This window comes from Methylobacterium sp. CB376 (assembly GCF_029714205.1).
In the GTDB taxonomy this organism is placed as follows: Bacteria; Pseudomonadota; Alphaproteobacteria; order Rhizobiales; family Beijerinckiaceae; genus Methylobacterium.
In genome coordinates, this window is record NZ_CP121648.1 from 5,915,128 (window position 1) to 5,935,399 (window position 20,272).

Annotated in this window: 17 protein-coding genes and 4 pseudogenes; 14 read left to right on the top strand and 7 right to left on the bottom strand. The window is 72.7% G+C overall.

The features are described 5' to 3' along the window. Positions 1-3: 3 nt before the first annotated feature. The 8 genes and pseudogenes from QA634_RS27220 (at position 4) to QA634_RS27255 (ending at position 6,771) form a co-directional block, all read left to right on the top strand. Positions 4-405, top strand: a complete 402-nt coding sequence (locus QA634_RS27220) for a DUF350 domain-containing protein (RefSeq protein ID WP_012335104.1) — start codon at positions 4-6, stop codon at positions 403-405. Position 406: 1 nt separating this feature from the next. Then, a pseudogene (locus QA634_RS27225) lies at positions 407-892 on the top strand (DUF1190 domain-containing protein); the annotation flags it as partial. Between the two features lie 126 nt (positions 893-1,018). Next, positions 1,019-2,173: a glutathionylspermidine synthase family protein gene (locus tag QA634_RS27230; RefSeq protein ID WP_012335106.1), complete on the top strand. Its 1,155-nt coding sequence runs from the start codon at positions 1,019-1,021 to the stop codon at positions 2,171-2,173. A 31-nt stretch (positions 2,174-2,204) separates the two neighbouring features. Then, positions 2,205-2,657: a DNA polymerase III subunit chi gene (locus tag QA634_RS27235; protein WP_012335107.1), complete on the top strand. Its 453-nt coding sequence runs from the start codon at positions 2,205-2,207 to the stop codon at positions 2,655-2,657. Between the two features lie 127 nt (positions 2,658-2,784). Continuing rightward, a pseudogene (locus tag QA634_RS27240) lies at positions 2,785-4,364 on the top strand (S10 family peptidase). Continuing rightward, positions 4,361-4,744, top strand: a complete 384-nt coding sequence (locus tag QA634_RS27245) for a hypothetical protein (protein WP_012335109.1) — start codon at positions 4,361-4,363, stop codon at positions 4,742-4,744. Before QA634_RS27240 ends, QA634_RS27245 begins: the two are co-directional and overlap by 4 nt. 99 nt (positions 4,745-4,843) lie before the next feature. After that, positions 4,844-5,944, top strand: a complete 1,101-nt coding sequence (locus QA634_RS27250; protein ID WP_012335110.1) for an OpgC family protein — start codon at positions 4,844-4,846, stop codon at positions 5,942-5,944. After that, the gene (locus QA634_RS27255) at positions 5,905-6,771 is read left to right on the top strand and encodes an SGNH/GDSL hydrolase family protein (protein WP_012335111.1); all 867 of its coding nucleotides are present in this window, start codon (positions 5,905-5,907) and stop codon (positions 6,769-6,771) included. The genes QA634_RS27250 and QA634_RS27255 overlap by 40 nt, the downstream gene beginning before the upstream one ends. A gap of 28 nt (positions 6,772-6,799) precedes the next feature. Here the strand turns inward: QA634_RS27255 and bioB are convergent, their stop codons facing one another. Further along, positions 6,800-7,798 carry a biotin synthase BioB gene (gene bioB / locus QA634_RS27260; RefSeq protein ID WP_012335112.1) on the bottom strand — a complete coding sequence of 333 codons (999 nt, stop codon included), beginning with the start codon at positions 7,796-7,798 and terminating at the stop codon, positions 6,800-6,802. A 208-nt stretch (positions 7,799-8,006) separates the two neighbouring features. On the opposite strand from bioB, the gene QA634_RS27265 reads away from it, so the two are divergent. Both QA634_RS27265 and QA634_RS27270 read left to right on the top strand, forming a co-directional pair. Beyond that, positions 8,007-8,906: a LysR substrate-binding domain-containing protein gene (locus QA634_RS27265; protein ID WP_012335113.1), complete on the top strand. Its 900-nt coding sequence runs from the start codon at positions 8,007-8,009 to the stop codon at positions 8,904-8,906. Positions 8,907-9,329: 423 nt separating this feature from the next. Next, positions 9,330-9,818 carry a hypothetical protein gene (locus tag QA634_RS27270; RefSeq protein ID WP_236728718.1) on the top strand — a complete coding sequence of 163 codons (489 nt, stop codon included), beginning with the start codon at positions 9,330-9,332 and terminating at the stop codon, positions 9,816-9,818. A 430-nt stretch (positions 9,819-10,248) separates the two neighbouring features. On the opposite strand, the gene QA634_RS27275 is transcribed toward QA634_RS27270, so the two are convergent. The 3 genes and pseudogenes from QA634_RS27275 to QA634_RS27285 all read right to left on the bottom strand — a co-directional run bounded on the left by QA634_RS27275 (position 10,249) and on the right by QA634_RS27285 (position 12,553). Continuing rightward, entirely contained in the window at positions 10,249-10,824 is a 576-nt protein-coding gene (locus QA634_RS27275) for a helix-turn-helix transcriptional regulator (protein ID WP_012335115.1), read from the bottom strand. 108 nt (positions 10,825-10,932) lie between these two features. Further along, positions 10,933-11,175, bottom strand: coding sequence for a hypothetical protein (locus QA634_RS27280; RefSeq protein ID WP_265576426.1), 243 nt, complete (start codon positions 11,173-11,175; stop codon positions 10,933-10,935). Between the two features lie 173 nt (positions 11,176-11,348). After that, positions 11,349-12,553, bottom strand: a pseudogene (locus tag QA634_RS27285) (PA0069 family radical SAM protein). Between the two features lie 41 nt (positions 12,554-12,594). Here QA634_RS27285 and QA634_RS27290 point away from each other — a divergent pair. Further along, positions 12,595-13,113 carry a hypothetical protein gene (locus QA634_RS27290; RefSeq protein ID WP_012335118.1) on the top strand — a complete coding sequence of 173 codons (519 nt, stop codon included), beginning with the start codon at positions 12,595-12,597 and terminating at the stop codon, positions 13,111-13,113. Between the two features lie 190 nt (positions 13,114-13,303). Here the strand turns inward: QA634_RS27290 and moaB are convergent, their stop codons facing one another. From moaB to QA634_RS27305, 3 genes and pseudogenes are all read right to left on the bottom strand, one after another. Beyond that, a complete protein-coding gene (gene moaB, locus QA634_RS27295) occupies positions 13,304-13,849 on the bottom strand; it encodes a molybdenum cofactor biosynthesis protein B (RefSeq protein ID WP_012335119.1) in 546 nt (181 codons plus the stop codon). Between the two features lie 84 nt (positions 13,850-13,933). Then, positions 13,934-14,826: pseudogene (ypfJ, locus tag QA634_RS27300) on the bottom strand (KPN_02809 family neutral zinc metallopeptidase). Positions 14,827-14,914: 88 nt separating this feature from the next. Beyond that, on the bottom strand, positions 14,915-15,817 hold the full coding sequence (locus QA634_RS27305) for a uracil-DNA glycosylase (RefSeq protein WP_012335121.1): 903 nt from the start codon (positions 15,815-15,817) through the stop codon (positions 14,915-14,917). A gap of 211 nt (positions 15,818-16,028) precedes the next feature. Between QA634_RS27305 and QA634_RS27310 the strand changes: the two genes are divergently transcribed. From QA634_RS27310 to QA634_RS27320, 3 genes are all read left to right on the top strand, one after another. Further along, the gene (locus QA634_RS27310; RefSeq protein ID WP_012335122.1) at positions 16,029-17,693 is read left to right on the top strand and encodes an electron transfer flavoprotein-ubiquinone oxidoreductase; all 1,665 of its coding nucleotides are present in this window, start codon (positions 16,029-16,031) and stop codon (positions 17,691-17,693) included. A gap of 226 nt (positions 17,694-17,919) precedes the next feature. After that, the gene (locus QA634_RS27315; protein WP_012335123.1) at positions 17,920-19,203 is read left to right on the top strand and encodes a dicarboxylate/amino acid:cation symporter; all 1,284 of its coding nucleotides are present in this window, start codon (positions 17,920-17,922) and stop codon (positions 19,201-19,203) included. 2 nt (positions 19,204-19,205) lie between these two features. Continuing rightward, entirely contained in the window at positions 19,206-20,117 is a 912-nt protein-coding gene (locus QA634_RS27320) for an amino acid ABC transporter substrate-binding protein (protein WP_198293015.1), read from the top strand. Positions 20,118-20,272: the final 155 nt, after the last annotated feature.

A 20,272-nucleotide genomic window follows, 5' to 3' on the forward strand; every position in this document is an offset into this window, starting at 1 on the left:
GGGATGCTGGCGTCGATTTCCGGGCTGGGGGCCTTCCTGGCCTACGCGGCTGTGGCCGCCGGGCTGGTGGCGGCCTACCTCGTCGTCTACATGCTGGCGACGGCGCATGACGAGCTGGCGCTGATCCGCGCCGGGGTGACGGCGGCGGCGATCGCGCTCGGCGGCAGCCTCGTGGCCTTCACGCTGCCGCTCGCGGTCGCGATCTACAACGCGCAGGGCCTGCTCGACTGCGCGGTCTGGGGCCTCGTCGCGCTCATCGTGCAGATGGCGGTCTACTGGGTGGTCCGGCTCGTCCTGCCGGGCCTGTCGCGCCAGATCGCGGCGGGCGAGACCGCGCCCGCGACCTTCCTCGCCGCGGCCTCGCTCGCGGCGGGCATCGTCAACGCCGCCGCGATGACCTACTGAGATGCCGGACCTCAAGCGCTCCCAGGTCGTCTCGCTGGCCCTGCTGCTGGGCGCCGGCGCCACCGCCTACGGGCTCGCCCGCCGCGACCCGTCGCAGCGGGAGGAGGACACCCTCGTCTACCGGGACGTCGCGACCTGCCTGGGCCAGGGCCTGCGCAGCCGGGACGATTGCGAGGCCGCCGACCGCGAGGCCCGCGCCCTCTACCCGCGCGTGGCGCCCCGCTACGACACGAACGCGGCCTGCGAGGCGCATCACGGCTGCGGCGGCTGCACGGCCGGGGGCTTCGTGGCGACCGAGGCCGCGGGCCACTTCATCCCGCTGCTCTCGGGCTTCATGATCGGCCGCACGGCCGAGCAGGCCATCCCGGTCCAGCCCCTCTTCCGCCACGAGACGCGGCCCTGCGGCGGGGGCGGGGGCTTCGCGGGCAGCTACTGCACCAGCAGCGGCGGGCGGATCTGGACCTCGGGCAGCGGGTCGAGCAGCGCGCGGGTCTCCTCCGCGGTCGCCCGCACCGCCGCGACGACGCCCCGGGTGGTGGCGAGCGGGGATTCGGCGGCACCGGCCGCGCGGTGGCCGGGGGCACGGGGGAGGATCCGGCGGGGGAGGGGCCTGATGCGCCGCCTCGACCTCGGCGAGCGGCCGGATTGGCGCGACAGGGCCGCGGCGGCGGGCTTCGCCTTCCACACCTTCGCGGACGAGCCCTACTGGGACGAGAGCCACGCCTACGCCTTCACCCTCGACCAGATCGAGCGCGACATCGAGGCGCCGAGCGCGGAGCTCCACGCGCTCTGCCTCGACTTCGTCGCCCGCGCGGTCGCGGACGAGGCAATCCTCGCCTCCCTGGGCCTGCCCGAAGCGGCCTTCGACGCGGTGCGCGAGAGCTGGCGGCGGGGCGACCCCTCCCTCTACGGCCGCCTCGACCTCGCCTATGACGGCACCGGCCCGGCGAAGCTCCTGGAATACAACGCCGACACGCCGACCGCCCTCTACGAGACGGGCGTCTTCCAGTGGCTGTGGCTGGAGGATCTGCTGGCGCGGGGCCTGCTGCCGCCCGGCAGCGATCAATTCAACGCGGTCCACGAGCGGCTGATCGCCCGCTTCTCGGCGATCGGGGGGCCGGTCGCCTTCACCTGCATGCCCGACGCGCCCGAGGACCGCGGCACCGTCGCCTACCTGCAGGATTGCGCCCATCAGGCGGGGCTCGCCACCCGCTTCGTGCCCCTCGCCTCGGTGTCGCTGCGCGAGGACGGCGCCTTCTCGGACGGGCTCGGCGAGGCGCTCGGCACCCTGTTCAAGCTCTATCCCTGGGAATGGGCCTTCCGGGACGCCTTCGGGGCGGCGCTGCCGGGCACGCCGACCCGCTTCCTGGAGCCGCCCTGGAAGGCCGTGCTCTCGACGAAGGGCCTGCTGCCCCATCTCTGGCGCCTCGCGCCCGGCCACCCGAACCTGCTCCCGTGCTACTTCGAGGACGATCCCGCCAAGGCGTCCCTCGGCCGGACTTTCGTGAAGAAGCCGATCCTGTCGCGGGAGGGGGCGAACGTGCTGATGGTGCGCGACGGCGCCGTGCTGGCCCGCGAGGAGGGACCCTACGGGGCGGAGGGCCACGTCCGCCAGGCGCTGGTCGACCTGCCGGCCTTCGCGGGCGAGCGGGTGCTCGCCGGGAGCTGGATCATCGGCGAGGCGCCGTCGGGCCTGTGCCTGCGCGCGAGCCGCGACCTCATCACCGGCAACCGGGCGCGCTTCGTGCCGCACGTGATCGCGCCCTGACCCCGCCACGCCCGCACCCTATCTTGCCGGCGTGACCGAGATTCTCTTCTACCACATGCAGCGCCAGCCCCTCGAATCGGTGCTGCCGAACCTCCTGGAGAAATCCCTGGAGCGGCGCTGGCGCGTCGTCGTGCAGGCGGCGAGCGAGGAGCGGCTGGCCGCCCTCGACGACCACCTCTGGACCTTCTCGGAGGAGAGCTTCCTGCCCCACGGCACCGACCGCGAACCCGACGCCGGCACGCAGCCCGTCGTGCTCACCCTGCGCGACGCGAACCCGAACGGCGCCACGATCCGCTTCCTGGTCGAGGGCGCCGCCCTGCCCGCCGATGCGGGACGCTACGAGCGCATCTGCGTCCTGTTCGACGGCAGCGACCAGGAGGCGCTGCTCCTGGCCCGCGAGCAGTGGCGCGCCGCCAAGGAGGCCGGGCACAGCGTCGCCTACTGGCAGCAGGACGAGACCGGCCGCTGGCAGAAGAAGGCCTGATCCGGGATCCGCTCGATCGAAGCGGATCCCGGATCCCGCGCCCGCCCGGCGCGTGAGCGAAGCCCCGATCCGCCATCCCGAGGGGGTCTATCGGATCGGGTATGAGGACCGCCCCGGAGGACACCCGATGATCCGCATCCTGATGCTGCTCGCCGCGCTCGCCGCGGCAGCGCCCGGCCCCTCGCTCGCGCAGCAGCCGCGGCCGCAGGACCCGCGCGCGCAGGAATCGCGCGCGCCCGAGTCCCGCCCGTCCGAGTCCCGCCCGTCCGAGTCCCGCCCGCCCGAGGGGCGCAGGCTGCCCCCGACGCGGTGACGCAGCACAGCCTCGCCCTCTCGGACGGGCGCAGCCTCGCCTTCACGGCCACGGCCGGCAGCCTCGCCCTCGTCGACGAGGCCGGCAAGCTCCAGGCCGAGATCGCCTTCACGGCCTTCACCCTGCCGGAGCGCCCGCGGGCGACGCGGCCCGTCACCTTCGCGCTCAACGGCGGTCCCGGCGCGGCCTCCGCCTATCTCAATCTCGGGGCGGTCGGCCCCTGGCGCCTGCCCCTCGACGGGCCGAGCATCAGCCCCTCGGCGGCGCCGGTGCCGCTGCCCAACGACGAGACCTGGCTCGACTTCACCGACCTCGTCTTCCTCGATCCGGTCGGCACCGGCTACAGCCGGGCGGCCGGGGACGACGCCAAGCGCTACTTCTCGGTCGATGCGGACGCCTCGGTCCTCGCCGCGGCGATCGCCCGCTGGCTGCGCACCAACGACCGCCTGACCTCGCCGAAATTCTACCTCGGGGAGAGCTACGGCGGCTTCCGCGGCCCGCTCATCGCCCGCAAGCTCCAGGACGACGTCGGGGTCGGCCTCTCGGGCCTCGTTCTGCTCTCGCCCGTGCTCGATTTCGGCTGGCTTCAGCCGCCGCGGCACAATCCCCTCGGCGACGTCACCCGGCTGCCCTCCCTGGCCGCCGCCGCCATCGAGCGCCGCGGCGGCAGCCCGGACCCGGGGGCGCTGGCGGAGGCCGAATCCTACGCCACCGGCGAGTACCTGAGCGACCTACTGCGCGGGCCGCGGGACGGCGCGGCGCGCGACCGGCTCGCCCGCCGGGTCGCGGCGCTCACCGGGCTCGACCCGGACCTGGTGCGGCGGCAGGCCGGGCGGATCTCGACCGGCAGCTACCAGCGCGAGAGCGGCCGGGCGGAGGGGCGCGTCGCCAGCGCCTACGACACCGGCGTCACCGGCTGGGACCCGGAGCCGAACGCGGCCCATGCGGGCTTCGAGGACCCGCTCCTCTCCGCCATGCAGGCGCCCCTCTCGAGCGCGATCGTCGACCTCACCGCCCGCACCCTGAACTGGCGGGTGACGAATCTGCGCTACGAGCTGCTCAGCACCGGCGTGAACCGCCAGTGGAACTGGGGCTCCGGCCGCACCCCGCCGGAGGTGGTGAGCGACCTCAGGCAGGCCCTCGCCCTCGACGGGTCGCTGCGGGTGCTGGTCGCGCACGGCTACACGGACCTCGTCACGCCCTACTTCGCCTCGCGGCTCATCCTCGACCAGATCCCCGCCTACGGTCCGGGCCAACGGCTCAGCTTGGCGGTTTTCCCGGGCGGCCACATGTTCTATTCCCGCCAGGCCTCGCGGGCGGCGCTCCGGGGCGAGGCGCTGCGCCTCTACGAGGCGGCGCTGGCGGCGCGGCAGGGAAGCGGCGAGGGACGATGACGAGGATCCGGGGACGAAGCCGCCGGGGACGGGGCCGGGCGCTGGCCGCGATCGGCGCGGCCCTGCTCTCTGGCTGCGGCGGCAACCCCGACCGGGCGGCCCCCGCGGCGGCGATCGCGCCGCCCGCCCCGCCCGCCTATGCGGGGCCGGTGCTGGCTCCGGACGGCACCTGCACGGGACCGGTGCCGGCGGGCGCCGCCGCGATCGCGCCGGGCATCGGCGAGTGCGAGCTGGTCCGGCTCAAGGGCGCGCCCCCGACCGACGTGCTCGTCGGCGAGAGCGGGCGGGGCCAGCGCGAGGTGCAGGTGCTCTACGCGGAGCCCGGCGGAAAGGAGCTGTATTTCTTCGTCAACAACCGGCTCGACCGAATCGTCAAGTGAGGAAGCGCACCGCGCCGGCCTGCGGCGCGGGCTCCGGTCGCCCCGCCGGCCCGGGCGGGGCCGGACGCGGCGACGCGAGAGGGCGAGGACTGGACCGGCATGGCGCGCGACCCGAACGCAATCGACTTCTGGCGCGGCCTCGCCCTGATCACCATCTTCATCAACCACATCCCCGGCAACGTCTTCGAGAGCTTCACCTACTCGCAGTACGGGACCTCGGACGCGGCCGAGCTGTTCGTGTTCCTTGCGGGCTGGTCGATCGGGATCGCGATCCGGGGCCGCAGCGGCGCGCTGGAGCCGGCCGGCCGCACGCTGCTGCGCCTGCTCTCGCGCATGGTCGAGGTCTACCGGGCGCAGATCGTCATCACGGCCCTCGCCCTCGCCATGCTGGCGGCGGCGGCCCTCCTCCTCGACAACCCGCTCCTGCTCGAGTGGCACAATGCCGGGCCGGTCTTCACCGACCCGGTCCAGACCACCCTCGGCTGGGTCACCCTCCTGCACCAGCTCGGGTTCTTCAACATCCTGCCGCTCTACGTGGTGCTGCTCGGGCTCGCGCCGCTCTTCGTGCTCGCGGCGCGGCTGAGCCGGCCGCTGGCGCTCGCCGCCTCCCTCGCCCTCTACCTCGCGGCGCTGGTCTGGGAGATCAACCTGCCGTCCTGGCCGGGGGAGGGGCACTGGTTCTTCAACCCCCTGTGCTGGCAGCTGCTGCTGGTGCTCGGCTTCCTGGCCCACGAGTGGCGGCGCGAATCGGAGAGCTTCCAGGTCTGGCGCCGCCGCCTGCGCCCGCTCGGGATCGCGGTCGTGGTGATCGGGGCGGTGCTGGCGTGGTTCCACATCCGGCCCGACCCGCTCCTCGTGCCCGAGCCGCGGCTCCTCTTCACCTTCGACAAGTCCTACCAGCCGCCGGCCCGACTCATCCACTTCATCGGCGTGCTGCTGACCTTCCAGGGCGCATTCGAGTGGATCTACGCCCGGCTCCCCTGGCTCGGGCGCCAGCTCGCCGCCCTGGGCCGCAACTCCCTCGCGGTGTTCTCGGTCGGGTCGATCTGCAGCCTCGCGGCGCAACTCGTCAGGTTCTGGACCGGAGGCGGTTTCGCCGTCGATGTTCTTGTCGTAGGATCGGGGCTGTTTGTACTCGCGTTCACTGCATGGTTCGTGGAATGGCGCTCGCGCTCCCCTCGGTCGCCCGCATCGGCCTGACCTGCTGGTTCGGGCTCGTCGGGCTCGGCACGGCCGCCGCCCAGGCCCAGCAGCCCCCGCGGCCGGGATCGGCCGCGACCGTGGTGGCGCCCGGCCCCGACGTGCCGGACCCGAGCCTGTCGCCCGAGTGCCGGGTCCCCGGCTCCAAGCTCTACACCCTGGCCAAGCTCCGGGCCGTCAAGAAGGCCCTGCGGGAGCAGCGGGCGATCCACGTCCTCTCGCTCGGCTCGACCTCGGGCGGGCTCGGGGCCGTCACCTACCCGGTGAAGCTCGAATCGGCCCTGGAGCAATCCCTGCCGGACGTGACCGTCGACGTGGACAGCCGCGGCCTGCCGGGCGAGATCACCTACGGCGCCACCGAGCGGGTGCGCAACATCGTGGCGGAGATCGAGCCCGACCTCGTGGTCTGGCAGGTCGGCAGCAACGACGCGCTCGCCCGGGTCGACGTCGAGGCCTTCGCGTCCTCCCTGGCGGACACGATCGACTGGATCAAGTCGCACGACATCGACGTCGTGCTGGTGGATCCGCAATACACCGCGAGCTTGGCGCAGGACGACTACTACAACAGCTTCGTGCGCGCGATCCAGCGCGTGGCCGCCGAGAAGCAGGTGCCGCTCGTCCTGCGCTTCGAGGCGATGCGCTACCTCGCGCTGCACGCCAAGGGCGACGGGCTGCTCGGCAGCGGCTTCCGGCTCGCGGATCTCGGCCAGCGCTGCATGGCCGAGCACGTCACCCGGGCGATCACCGTCTCGCTGCTCCAGCCCGACGTGACCGGGACCACGCCCCCGCCCGCGGCCTCGGTCGCCGCCGGCAAGCCGAGCCCCTGAGCCGGGCGGCCCCGGGGCGCCGCCCGGGCTACTCCGCCGCCTCGAGCGCCGAGATCGCCGGCACCGGCACGCCGATGTCGCGCAGGAGCTGCGCGTCCGCGTCCGCGTCGGTATTGGCGGTGGTGAGCAGGCGCTCGCCGTAGAAGATCGAGTTCGCGCCCGCCAGGAAGCAGAGCACCTGCGCCTCCCGGGACAGCGCCCGGCGCCCGGCGCTGAGCCGCACCCGGGCGCGGGGCATCACGATGCGGGCGGTCGCGCACATCCGCACCATCTCGAAGGGATCGACCGGCGGGCGCTCGCCGAGCGGCGTCCCCGGCACCGCCGCGAGCGCGTTGATCGGCACGCTCTCCGGGTGCGGCGCGTGGTTGGCGAGCACCTGCAGCATCGCCACCCGGTCGGTCACGCCCTCGCCCATCCCGATGATGCCGCCGCAGCAGACGCCGATCCCGGCATCCCGCACCGCCTGGAGCGTCGCGAGCCGGTCCTCGTAGCTGCGGGTCGAGACGATCTTGTCGTAGTAGTCCGGGCCGGTATCGAGGTTGTGGTTGTAGGCGGTGAGCCCCGCCTCGGCGAGGCGCTCGGCCTGGGAGGGCGTCAGCATGCCGAGGGTGACGCAGGCCTCCATCCCGAGGCCGCGCACGCCCCGCACCATGGCGAGCACCGCGTCGAAATCCGGGCCGTCCTTCGGGCTGCGCCACGCCGCGCCCATGCAGAAGCGGGTGGCGCCCGCCGCCTTGGCCGCCGCGGCCTCGCGCAGCACGGCCTCGACCGGCATCAGGCGCTGGCGGGCGACGCCGGTCTCCTTGTGGTGGGCCGATTGCGAGCAGTAGCCGCAATCCTCCGGGCAGCCGCCGGTCTTGATCGAGAGCAGGCTCGCCCGCTGGATGTCCGAAGGGTCGTGATGCGCCCGGTGGACGAGGGAGGCCCGGTGCACGAGGTCGAGGAGCGGCATGTCGTGGATCGCCTGCACCTGCGCGACGGTCCAGTCGTGCCGGATGGCGGGGTCGGAGCGCTCGGTCGTCGTCATCGGGTCCCTCGCGTCGCGGGAGAAGCGGCCGCAGCCGCCGCACCCGGCCGCGCCTCCCCCGTCACTGATGTCTCGCGCGCCCCGTCGCCGCACCGGCATCCCCTTCGGGGAGCGTTCTCGCCCCGCATACCCCGATCCGCCGCGCTTGTCACAACCTCCATGGGGCGGAGCCGTTGTCAGCGCGCGGGCGCGGGCCCATCGTCGCCGCATGACGCTCCCGGTGCCCCTCTCCGCCGTCCGGTCCTTCGAGGCCGCCGCGCGGCGCCGCTCCTTCAAGGCCGCGGCGGCTGAACTGAACCTGACGGCGAGCGCGGTCAGCCACGCGATCCGCAAGATGGAGGAGGCGCTCGGCGTCGCGCTGTTCGAGCGGGCGGGGCAGGGGGTCTCGCTGACGCCGGCGGGCGAGGCCCTGCTGGAGCATGTCGGCCGCGCCTTCGAGGAACTGCACCGGGGCCTCGACCTCGTGGCGACGAGGGGGCCGCAGCTCCTGCGCCTGCACTGCGCCCCGAGCTTCGCCGCGCAGTGGCTGACGCCGCGCCTCGCCCGCTTCCTCGCCGACCATCCGGGCTTCGAGGTGCGCCTCGCCGCGGGCATGGACTACGCCCGCTTCACCACCGACGAGTTCGACGCCGACATCGTCTACGGCCCCCCGCGCGGGGAGGGGCTGGTGGTCGTCCCCCTCTGCACCGAGACGGTGATGCCCCTCTGCGACCCCGTCCGGGCGGCCCGCATCCGCGAGCCCGCCGACCTCCTCGGCGAGGTGCTGATCCAAAGCGACAACAAGCTCGTGCGCTGGCCGTTCTGGTTCGCCCGCAACGACCTGCCGGCGCCGCGGCCCCTCGGCGTGCGCTTCGACCGCAGCTTCCTGGCCATCGCGGCGGCGGCGGACGGGCTCGGCGTCGCCCTCGAATCGACCCTGCTCGCCGAGCGCGAGCTCGCGAGCGGGCGGCTCGTCGCCCCGCTCCGGGACCGCGCCCGGGACGTCACCTATGTGGGCCACCACCTCGTCTTCCCGGCCGCCACCCGGCGGCGCGCGCCGCTGCGCACCTTCGCGCGCTGGCTCGCGGCCGAGCTCGGCATCGATCGGGGATTCACCGAACTCGGCTGAGCCGCGCCCGCCCCGCATCCGACGCTGGTGTCGTCACCGCTGCCAGCTGCGCATCCGTCAGGCACCTGTCATCGGCAAATCGTTTCCGTCCCTCATCCAAATGGATGACGCTCCCGTATTTCATTCGAGGGCGGACACGAGGCAACCGCTGCCAATATGGCGCTGCGGCGACTGGACGCTTTACTTCGTTCGATTTCGGTGCCATCCCAATGAGCATTCCCACGGCCGGACCGCACCGTTGCGCGAGGCCGGGGACCGGGCGGGTGAGACGGTCGCCGAGCGCGACCGGAGCGCGGCGGGGACCGCGCCCGCTCACCCGCCGCCGATCCGCAGCCGCGACCACCACCGGTCCGCCCCGTCCCGCGGGGCCGGCCCCCTCCGGGCGGGATCGTGGCGGCGGACCTGATCGAGGGAGGACGCGCGGTGCAGACGCCCATCTTCCACCGTCATCGCGACGGCTCGTCCCACATCTCCCACTGCTACCCGGAGCGCGGCCCGGTGCCGGTTCGGCTCGCCTGGCAGCCGCCCTGCCCGGTCACCCCGGAGGAGCGCCGCGGGCGAACCGTCCTGAGCGTGTCCGGGTCGGCCCTCGCGCTCGCCACCGCCGCCTTCTGGGCCACGATGCTGCTCGCTCCGCCGGTCTCCGAGGCCACCGCCGGGCTCCGGTTCCCGGAGCCCTGCGCGGCGATGGAGCACCACGTGCGGCCCTGGTTCGAGCGCGAGATCGCCCGCCGCGCCCGCGTCGCCGCGGCACCGGGCCAGTCGGACTTCAACGCCCTGCTGCTCGACTATCGGGCCGCGCAGGCGCAGTGCCGGGCGGGGCGGGGCCGGGCGGCGGATCAGGCCATCGCCTCCCTCGACCGGCGCATCGTGGCGCTGTCCGACGCGGCGGTCCTGCCGGAGGACGAGTGATCCGACGCCCGGCCGGCCGGGGGGCGGGCGCTCCGGGAGGGGGCGCGGAGGCCGAGAACGATGCATCCGTCCCCCTCATGCAGGGCGCGCCGCGCAGCGGTCCGGCAACGGCGCCGGATTCCGTCCGTGAACGCGATCGCGCACCGCCTTCGGAACTCTGATCACCAGGGGGGATGTGGCTGCCACGCCTGTCCCGCCCCACGCTCTCGCCTTCGGGACAGAGCCGAGCCGGACGGGGGCGCCGGGCGTCGAGCGATCGTCGCCCTCTCATCCCACATCCGCTTGATCCCTTCGGGATGGCGGATGTGGGCTTCGCTCAGGCGCCGCGCGGGCTGGTGATCCGCTTGATCCCTTCGGGATGGCGGATGTGGGCCTCGCTCAAGCGCCGCGCGCGTGATCCGGGATCCGCCTGGATCGACCGGATCCCGGATCAGGGCAGGATCGACAGGCGCAGGGCCAGCGCGACCAGCTCGGCCTGCCGGCTGGTATTCGTCTTGCTGAAGACGGCGGCGAGCTGGGTGCGCACCGTGTGGACGCTCAGGCCGTGCTGCTCGGCGATCTCGGCCAGCGTGTCGCCGCGCGTGAGCTTCACCGCGAGGCGCGCCTCGGCGGGCGTGAGTCCGAAGATCCGCTCCAGGGCCGCCGTGCTCGGGCGGGTGCTGTCGTCGAGGTCCACCAGGATCAGCACCGAGTGCGGCCCATCCTCCCCGAGCACCGGAACGGGCGTCGCGTGCATGATCAGCGGACGCTGGCCTGGGCGATCAATCAGCACCCAGCTCTCACTTTCAAGTTGCACCCGTGTCTTGCCGCGCGACAGCAGCTGCTTTATGGCGTCGCGCCCGCTGATATCGCAGTCGAAATGCAGTCCGATGACGCTGCGCGTCTCCTGATCCAATATCTTCCGGGCGACCTCATTGACGGCCAGAACCTTACCGCTCGTCGAAATGACGACGCCACCGCAGCATATACGGTCAAGCGCCTTCAGAAGAGGCGTCCCGACTAGCACTTGAGTCCCCCAAGTCTCATCAGGACAACAGCTAGTCGCTTGGCTTGAAAAGTCGACTGACCGCCTGTGCGATTTCGCACCGCCCAGGGCGGGGGTCCGGGCTTCCGCTCAATTGGCAGTTCTGATTGCACCGCCGTCGAGGCAGGATTGGACCCAGTCCCTGGCCGCCTCGAGCGTGTCGAACAGAAGACCTTCCCGGTCGCAAGGTCCGAGACCCATCTGCAGGTACCACCGCATTCCTGCCGGAACCAGCAGGGCGACCAGGGCACGATCGGCCCAGACCAGCTGCGAGTCTTCCGTCGTGCCGCAGGACGCGCTCTTGATTGCTTCAAATATGATGGTGCTGGGCATGGCCGCATCCGTCATGCTGCTGCATCATGGCAAGCCCCAGCCAAAGAACGTTGGAATTCACTCCGATACAGAAAGTTAGTTCGGGTTACGAAACGCTACCATACGCCAAATAGGTTAGGCTCGCGGCCACCGTGGCGTCGGTGCGGCCCCGCGGGCCGGCGCCGCCCGCCGACTCAGAACAGCCGGTACTGCCCGCCCTCGGGCGCGGGCACGGCGAAGAGGTCCGTGCGCAGGGGCGCGCGGCCCTCGCCGTAGCCGAGGCGGCGGGCCGCCCGGCGCACCCGCTCGGCCAGCAGCTCCGCGTAGGGACCGGTGCCGGTGAAGCGCCGGCCGAAGGTCGCGTCGTAGGCCCGCCCGCCCCGCGCCTCGCCGAGGAGCGCGAAGCTCCGCGCCGCCCGTCCCGGGTAATGCGCGGCGAACCAGTCGCGGACGAGGTCGGCGAGTTCGTGCGGCAGCCGCAGGAGCACGCCGGCGCATTCCGTGGCCCCGGCCTCGCGGGCGCGGGCGAGCACCGCCTCGATCTCGTGGTCGTTGAGGGCCGGGATCAGGGGCGCCATCAGCACCGCCACCGGGATGCCGGCCGCCGCGAGCGCCCGGATCGCGGCGAGCCGCTTCCCGGGGCGGGGCGCGCGGGGCTCCATGCGCCGCGCGAGATCGCCGTCGAGCGTCGTCACCGAGACGGCGACCCGGACGAGGCCCCTCGCCGCCATCGCCCGCAGCAGGTCGAGGTCGCGCAGCACGAGGTCGGATTTGGTGACGATCCCGACCGGGTGGTTGAACCGGTCGAGCACCTCCAGCACCGCCCGGGTGATGCGGTGGCGCCGCTCGATCGGCTGGTAGGGATCCGTGGCGGTGCCGAGGGCGATCACGCGCGGGCGGTAGCCCTTGGCCGAGAGCTCCCGCGCGAGCAGGTCGGCCGCGTTCGGCTTGGCGAAGAGCTTCGTCTCGAAGTCGAGCCCCGGCGAGAGCCCCGCATAGGCGTGGTTCGGCCGGGCGAAGCAGTAGACGCAGCCGTGCTCGCAGCCCCGGTAGGGGTTGATCGAGCGGTCGAACCCGATGTCGGGCGAATCGTTGCGGGTGATGATCGTGCGCGCCCGCTCGAGCATCACCTCGGTGCGCAGGGGCGGCAGGTCCTCGTCGGGCTCCCAGCCATCCGCGAAGGCCTCGCGGCGCGCCGGCTCGAAGCGGCCGGTCGGGTTGGCGGTGGCCCCCGGCCGCGGCGGCGCGCGGCCGCCGGGGTCGACGCGGCGAGGCGCAGCTCCTCCCGCGCGCGCGGGTCGCCCCGATCACCCCCTCCGTCCCGGCCACGGCCCTCTCCCCGCCCGTTTCCGACCGCTCCCTCTAGAACAAACAGCGAACACGCGCAAATGCCGCGCATCGAGGCAGGACGCCGGACGTCGCGTAGGTTAAGGGCGCGCCATGATCACGGCCGTCATCCACGTCGTCGAATCGGGGCGGCCCGGCGCCATCGAGGCGCTGGCCGACACCCTGTCGGCGCTGGTGGAGGGGGTGGCGGCCGGCGTGGTCGGCGACGCGGTGATCGTGGCGGCCGACGCGGCGGACCACGACCTCGCCCTGGTGGCCGACCGCACCGGCGCCACCCTGGTGGCGCGGGGCGCCGACCCCTGGGCCGCGGCGGCCGCGGTGGCGCGCCGGACCTGGCTGCTCTGCCTGGAGGCGGGCGACCTGCCGGCGGAGGGCTGGATCCGCACCCTCGACCGCTTCACCGGGACGGCGGCGCCCGACCTCCTGGTCGGGCGGATGCGGCGCGCCCACGCGCCGCTACCCCAGCGCCTCGCCGCCCGGATCGAGGCGCTGGCGGGCACCCGGCGGGTGCGGGCCGGGGACGTGGTGCGGCGCGGCGCGCTCGCGGCCGGGCTGCCCTTCGCGGGCCGCAGGCCGGTGCGGCGCCTCGGCGGCGCGCTGGTGCGCGACTAGAGCATTTTCCGACGAAGTGGATGCCGGTTCGTCGCAGAAAATGCGGCAAGATCAAAGATCGAGAGCAGCACCTGATTGCAACGTGATCGGGTGCTGCTCTCGGGGAGGATCGGCTCGCGCCGCCGCCGGGTCCTGCTCCGGGTTCCTGATCGCGACGCGAGGCTCCGGCGCCGGGGCGGAGCGCCGCGGGTCAGCCGGCGCCGCGCCGCAGGTGCTCGTCCAGGCGCGGCATGATCTCGACGAAGTTGCAGGGACGGTGGCGGTAGTCGAGCTGGGCGGCCAGGATGCCGTCCCAGGCGTCCCGGCAGGCCCCGGGCGAGCCCGGCAGCACGAAGATGTAGGTGGCGCCCGCCACCCCCGCGGTCGCCCGCGACTGCAGGGTCGAGGTGCCGATCTTGTCGTAGGAGATGCGGTGGAAGATCGCCGAGAAGCCGTCCATGCGCTTCTCGAACAGGGGCTCCAGGGCCTCGGGCGTCACGTCCCGGCCGGTGAAGCCGGTGCCGCCGGTGGTGATGACCGCGTCCACGGCGGGATCGGCGATCCAGGCCCGCACCTGCGCCCGGATGGCCTCGACCTCGTCCGGCACGATCGCGCGGGCCGCGAGGCCGTGGCCGGCCTCGGTCAGGCGGCCGACCAGGGTGTCGCCCGAGCGGTCCTCGGCGAGGCTGCGGCTGTCCGAGACGGTGAGGACGGCGATCCGCAGCGGGATGAAGGGACGGCCGGTGTCGAGGGCCATGGCGGTGATCCTTGGGGATGATCCGTGTCGCCGACGCGCGCCGGGTCCGGGCGAGGCTCCCGCGCCCTCCCGGCGACCGCGTCCTCAGAGCTGCGCCGCGCGGAACGTGTCGCAGGATTGCGTCTGGCCGCTGCGGAAGCCGGTCTGGAACCAGCGCATGCGCTGGGCCGAGGAGCCGTGCGTGAAGGAATCCGGCACCACGTAGCCCTGGCTCTGCTTCTGCAGGCGGTCGTCGCCGATGGCGTTGGCGGCCGCCATCGCCTCCTCGATGTCGCCCTCCTGCAGGGCGTTGAAGCGCTCGTCCGAGTTCTTGGCCCAGACGCCCGCGAGGCAATCGGCCATCAGCTCGACCCGCACCGAGAGCTGGTTGGCGCTCCGCTCGTCGAGCTGCTGCTGGCGCTTCTGCACCTTCGGCAGGATGCCGAGCACGTCCTGCACGTGGTGGCCGACTTCGTGCGCGATCACGTAGGCGTAGGCGAAGTCGCCCTTGACCCGGAACTTCGTCTCCATCTCCTTGAAGAAGGTGGTGTCGAGATAGACCTTCTTGTCGAGGGGACAGTAGAACGGCCCCATGGCGGCCCGGGCCTGGCCGCAGCCGCTGCGCGTGCCGCCCTGGTAGAGCACCATCGTGGTCGGCGTGTAGGGGCGCCCGGTCTGGTTCGGCAGCACCTCCTTCCAGACATCCTCGGTGTTGCCGAGGATGTTGGCGGCGAAGCGGCCGGTCTGGTCGGTGGGCGCGCCGGTGCGGCGCTGCGCGTCCGAGCGCTGCTCCTGCGGCGCGCGCGGCCGGTTCATCATCTCGGCCCCGCCGATCAGGATCGACGGGTTGATGCCCGTGACCCAGCCGATGATGCACAGGATCACGATGGTGCCGATGCCGAGGCCGCCCGCCCCGCCGCCGGGGAAGCCGAAGCCGCCCCTCCCTCGCCGCGGCGGTCCTCGACGTTCTCGGAGGTCCGAAAATCTTCCCAGCGCATGATCCGTCACCCGTCGGTTCCGGCAGGACGGCTACGCGGGCCGGCCCCCGGGCTCAAGAGTAATCGACGCCGCCCAACACGGTTCCGCTTAGGCCCGGGCGTCGAGCGCGGCGCGCAGGACCCGGAAGTCGCGCCAGGCGAGGCGCTTCTGCAGGGGCTGGCGCAGCAGGTAGGCCGGGTGCAGCGTCGCGAGCAGCCGGATCTCGCGCCGCTCCGTGCGGTAGGGGAACCAGCGCCCGCGGGACTTGAGGATCCCGTCCTTGGTGGCGGCGAGCGTCTGGGTCGCCACGCCGCCCAGGCAGACCAGGATGTCCGGGTCGGCCAGGGCGATCTGCCGCTCGATGAAGGGCTTGCAGGTGGCGATCTCCTGCGGGGTCGGGTTGCGGTTGCCCGGCGGGCGCCAGGGCACGACGTTGCCCACATAGGCGTTCGTGCGGTCGAGCCCGATCGCCGCCATCATCCGGTCGAGGAGCTGGCCCGAGCGCCCCATGAAGGGCTTGCCGACCCGGTCCTCGTCGGCCCCGGGCGCCTCGCCGACGAACATCACCCGCGCGGTGGGCTCCCCGTCCGCGAAGACGAGGTTCTTGGCCGTGAAGCGCAGCGGGCAGCTCTCGAAGCGGGCGAGCAGCTGCTCCAGCTCCTCCAGGGTGGCGGCCGTGCGGGCGAGCTCCCGGGCGTCCCCGGCCGCCTCCCCGGGCTCGGCCGCGGCCGAGCGGCCGAAGGTGCTGGCCCGGGCGGGCGGGCGCGGCGCGGCGGCCGGCGCCGGGACGGGCTCGGCCGCCGGGCGAGGCTCGGGGGTCGGACGAGACTCGGGGGTCGGACGAGGCTCGGGGGCCGGACGAGACTCGGGCGCCGGGCGAGACTCGGAGGCCGGCCGGCCGCGGGAGGCGCTCTCCGCGAAGCGGTCGTGCGGCGCCTCGTCCAGCGCCGCGTCGACGCCCGCCGCGACGTGGAAATCCAGGTAGGCGAGGAGGTCGCGGTCGTCCGTCATGGGAGAGATGTGGCGAGCCGCCCGCCTGTGGACAACGGTCTTCGCGACGCGGCCGCCTGCGGCACGGCGCGCGCCACGTCCTTGGTCGGCTTGCGCCGGAGGGCGCGGCGTCGCACGGTCCGGCCAGTGCGGACCGCTTGAGCCCGACCTATCTGGTTTATATGTGAACCATCTCGCTCCCGCGGGATGAGGGGCGCGAAGGAGGACGGGGATGGACTTGCCGGAACGCGAGGCGATGGACTTCGACGTGGTCGTCGTGGGGGCAGGCCCGGCGGGGCTCGCGACGGCGATCCACCTGAAGCAGCTCGCCGCCGAGGCCGGCACCGACGTGTCGGTGGTCGTGGTGGAGAAGGGCGGCGAGGTCGGCGCGCACATCCTCTCGGGCGCGGTGATCGACCCGATCGGACTCGACCGGCTGCTGCCGGATTGGCGCCAGGATCCCGACCGGCCGCTCAGGACCGAGGTCGTCAAGGACGAGTTCATGTTCCTGGGGCCGGCGGGCGGCATCAGCCTGCCGAACATCGCCTTCCCGCGGCTGATGTCCAACCACGGCAACTTCGTCGGGTCGCTCTCGAACGTCGCCAAGTATCTCGGCCGCAAGGCGGAGGAGCTCGGCGTCGAGATCTATCCGGGCTTCCCGGCCGCCGAGGTGCTGTTCGACGAGGCGGGCGCCGTGGTGGGGGTGGCGACCGGCGACCTCGGCGTCGCCAGGAGCGGCGAGCCGCGCGACGACTTCACCCGCGGCATGGAGCTGCGCGCCCGCTACACGGTCCTGGCCGAGGGCGCCCGCGGCTCGCTGACCAAGCGCGTCATCGACCGCTACAAGCTCAACCAGCACTCCGACCACCAGAAGTACGGGCTCGGGGTGAAGGAGCTCTGGCAGGTCAAGCCTGAGAAGTTCCGGCCCGGCCTCGTCCAGCACACGATGGGCTGGCCGCTGCCGAACCGGGCGGGCGGCGGCTCCTGGCTGTACCACTTCGACGACCACCTCGTCTCGGTGGGCTTCGTCACGCACCTGAACTACGAGAACCCGACCCTGTCGCCGTTCGAGGAGTTCCAGCGCTTCAAGACCCACCCGATGATCCGCGAGGTGTTCGAGGGCGCCAAGCGCATCGGCTACGGCGCCCGCGCGATCATGGAGGGCGGCTGGCAATCGGTGCCGAAGCTCGTCTTCCCGGGCGGCTGCCTCGTCGGCGACTCGGCGGGGTTCGTGAACGTGCCGCGCATCAAGGGCTCGCACAACGCGCTGCTGTCGGGGATCCTGGCCGCCAGGGCCCTGCACGAGGCCGTGGCGGCGGAGCGGCGCCAGGACGAGATCACCGCCTACGATCGGGGCTGGCGCGACAGCGAGATCGGCTACGACCTCAAGCGGGTGCGCAACGTCAAGCCGCTCTGGTCGAAGTACGGCACGCTGGTCGGGGTCGGGCTCGGCGGGATCGACATGTGGCTCAACGAGCTCGCCGGCCTGTCGCTGTTCGGCACGCTCGGCCACGGCAAGCCGGACTACGCCTGCACCAAGCCGCTCAAGGACGTCAAGCCGATCACCTATCCGCGCCCGGACGGGGTCCTGACCTTCGACCGGCTCTCCTCGGTCTACCTGTCGAACACCAACCACGAGGAGGACCAGCCGGTCCACCTCCAGGTCAAGGATCCTGAGCTGCAGAAGCGCTCGGAGCACGACGTCTTCGGCGGCCCCTCGGCCCGCTACTGCCCGGCCGGCGTCTACGAGTGGATCGAGGAGGGCGGCGCGCCACGCTACCAGATCAACGCGCAGAACTGCGTCCATTGCAAGACCTGCGATATCAAGGACCCGAACCAGAACATCGACTGGGTGACGCCGGAAGGTCCGGGCGGGCCGAACTACGTCAACATGTGACGGCGCGGCAGGCCGGCGCCGCGCGCCGGCCTTCCTCCGGCATCCCCGTCCCGGGCGCCTGCCGCCGACGCCGCGCCCGGGGACCGGCGGGCGCTCCGAGACCGCGCCCCTCCCGGCTCAGGAACTCCGCAGCACAGCCGCGATTACCGTCTGGTGCGCGCCTTGCTGGAACTCTGGGTTGAAGTCACGCTCCGCACCCCGCGCGGCCGTGTCCGGGAGGGACCCGATGCGATCCTCACGCCTGACCACCTACATCTTCATCGGCATGCTGCTCGGCATCGCGGTCGGCTACGCGTGCAGCATCACCTGGCCGGATCCGCAGACGTCGAAGGAGATATCGGGCTACATCTCCCTGATCAGTGACGTCTTCCTGCGGCTGATCAAGATGATCATCGCCCCGCTGGTGTTCTCGACGCTGGTGGTCGGCATCGCCCACATGGGCGATACGGCAGCGGTGGGCCGGGTCGGCGGCAAGGCGCTGCTGTGGTTCGTGGGCGCCTCGCTCTGCTCGCTGCTCCTCGGCCTCGTGATGGTGAACCTGCTGCGCCCCGGCGAGGCGCTCAACCTTCCGCTGCCGGATGCCGGGGCCTCGACCAACCTCAAGGCCGCCTCGCTCTCCCTGAAGGAATTCGTCACCCACCTGGTGCCGAAGAGCGCCGTCGAGGCGATGGCCAACAACGAGATCCTGCAGATCGTGGTCTTCTCGGTCTTCTTCGGGGTGGCGCTCGCGGCCCTCGGCGAGAAGGGCCACGCGCTCGCCCACGGGATCGAGGGCCTCGCCGACGTGATGCTGAAGATCACCGGCTACGTGATGATGTTCGCGCCGGTGGCGGTGTTCGCGGCCATCGCCGCCACCATCACCACCCAGGGCCTCGGCGTGCTCGTCACCTACGGCAAGTTCATGGTCGAGTTCTACCTCAGCCTCGCGGTGCTCTGGGGCCTGCTGGTGCTGGCCGGCTTCGCCCTGGTCGGCGGGGGCGGCATCCGGCGCCTGCTCGACCTGATCAAGGAGCCCTTCGTGCTCGCCTTCTCGACCGCGTCGAGCGAGGCGGCCTACCCCAAGACCCTCTCGAACCTCGAGCGCTTCGGGGTGCCCAACCGCATCACCAGCTTCGTGCTGCCGATGGGCTACTCGTTCAACCTCGACGGCTCGATGATGTACTGCACCTTCGCGGTCATGTTCATCGCGCAGGCCTACAACATCCCGCTCACGCTGAGCCAGCAGCTGACCATGCTGCTCCTGCTGATGGTGACCTCGAAGGGCATGGCGGGCGTGCCGCGCGCGTCGCTGGTGGTGATCTCGGCGACCCTCTCGACCTTCCAGATCCCGGAGGCGGGCCTGCTCCTGATCATCGGCATCGACCAGTTCCTCGACATGGGCCGCTCGGCCACCAACGTGCTCGGCAACAGCGTCGCCACGGTCGCGGTGGCCAAGTGGGAAGGCCAGCTCAGCCGGAGCGACCAGCGCCTCGACCGCGACGTCAGCCCGCTGCCCGAGCCGGCCGAGTGATCATGAGGAGGCTTCGCGCCCTCGCGCTGACGGCCCTCCTGGCCGGGGCGCTCGCCGCCGCGGCGCCGGCCCGCGCCGTCGAGGTGCTGACCGGGACCCTGCGGAAGGCGGCGACGAGCGGCGTCGTCGCGATCGGCTACCGCACGAGCTCGATCCCCTTCTCGTTCGTCGAGGAGGGGCGGGGCGAGGGGCGCCCGGTCGGCTACGCCATCGACCTCTGCCAGGAGATCGTCGACGAGATCGGCCGGGCGATCGGCCGCGACGACCTGCGGATCCGCTTCGTCCCGGTCACCTCGGAGAGCCGCATCCCGGCCCTGCTCTCGGGGGAGATCGACCTCGAATGCGGCTCGACCACCGCCAATGCCGAGCGGCGGCGCAGCGTCGCCTTCTCGCCCGTCACCTTCGTGAGCGCGACGACGCTCCTGGTGCCGCGGGGCTCGGCCATCGCCTCCTACCGCGACCTCGCCGGCAAGCGCGTCGTCGTCACGGCCGGGACCACCAACGAGACGGCGCTGCGCGCGCTCCTGGCGCGGCTCAGGCTCGACGCGCAGGTCCTGACCGGGCGCGACCACGCCGAGTCCTTCGCCCTGCTGCGGGAGGGGCGCGCCGACGCCTTCGCGCTCGACGACGTGCTCCTCTCCGGGCTGATCGCGGCGGCGGGCGAGGCGGGCCGGGGCTTCACGGTGCTGCCCGACAAGCTCTCCTTCGAGCCCTACGGCATCATGTTCCGGAAGGACGACCCGGCGCTCGCGGGCGTGGTCGACGCCGCCTTCGCGCGCCTCGCCGGCACCCGCGAGCTGCGCTGGCTCTACGAGCGGTGGTTCCTCAAGCGGCTGCCGAACGGCGCGCGGCTCAACCTGCCCATGTCGGAGGAACTGCGCACCAGCTTCCAGCTGCTCGGTCTCGAAGAGTGAGCGATCCGATCCCGCCCCGGTCGCCGCTCCCCCACGGTCATCCCTGTACAAGCGCGGGATCGCGTGCCACTCTTGTCGGGCCGGGTCCGCTCTCGGCACAGTCGATGACCTGCTCCGCCGATGTCTCACCGCCGGCGGAGCTTTTTTTGGGATGA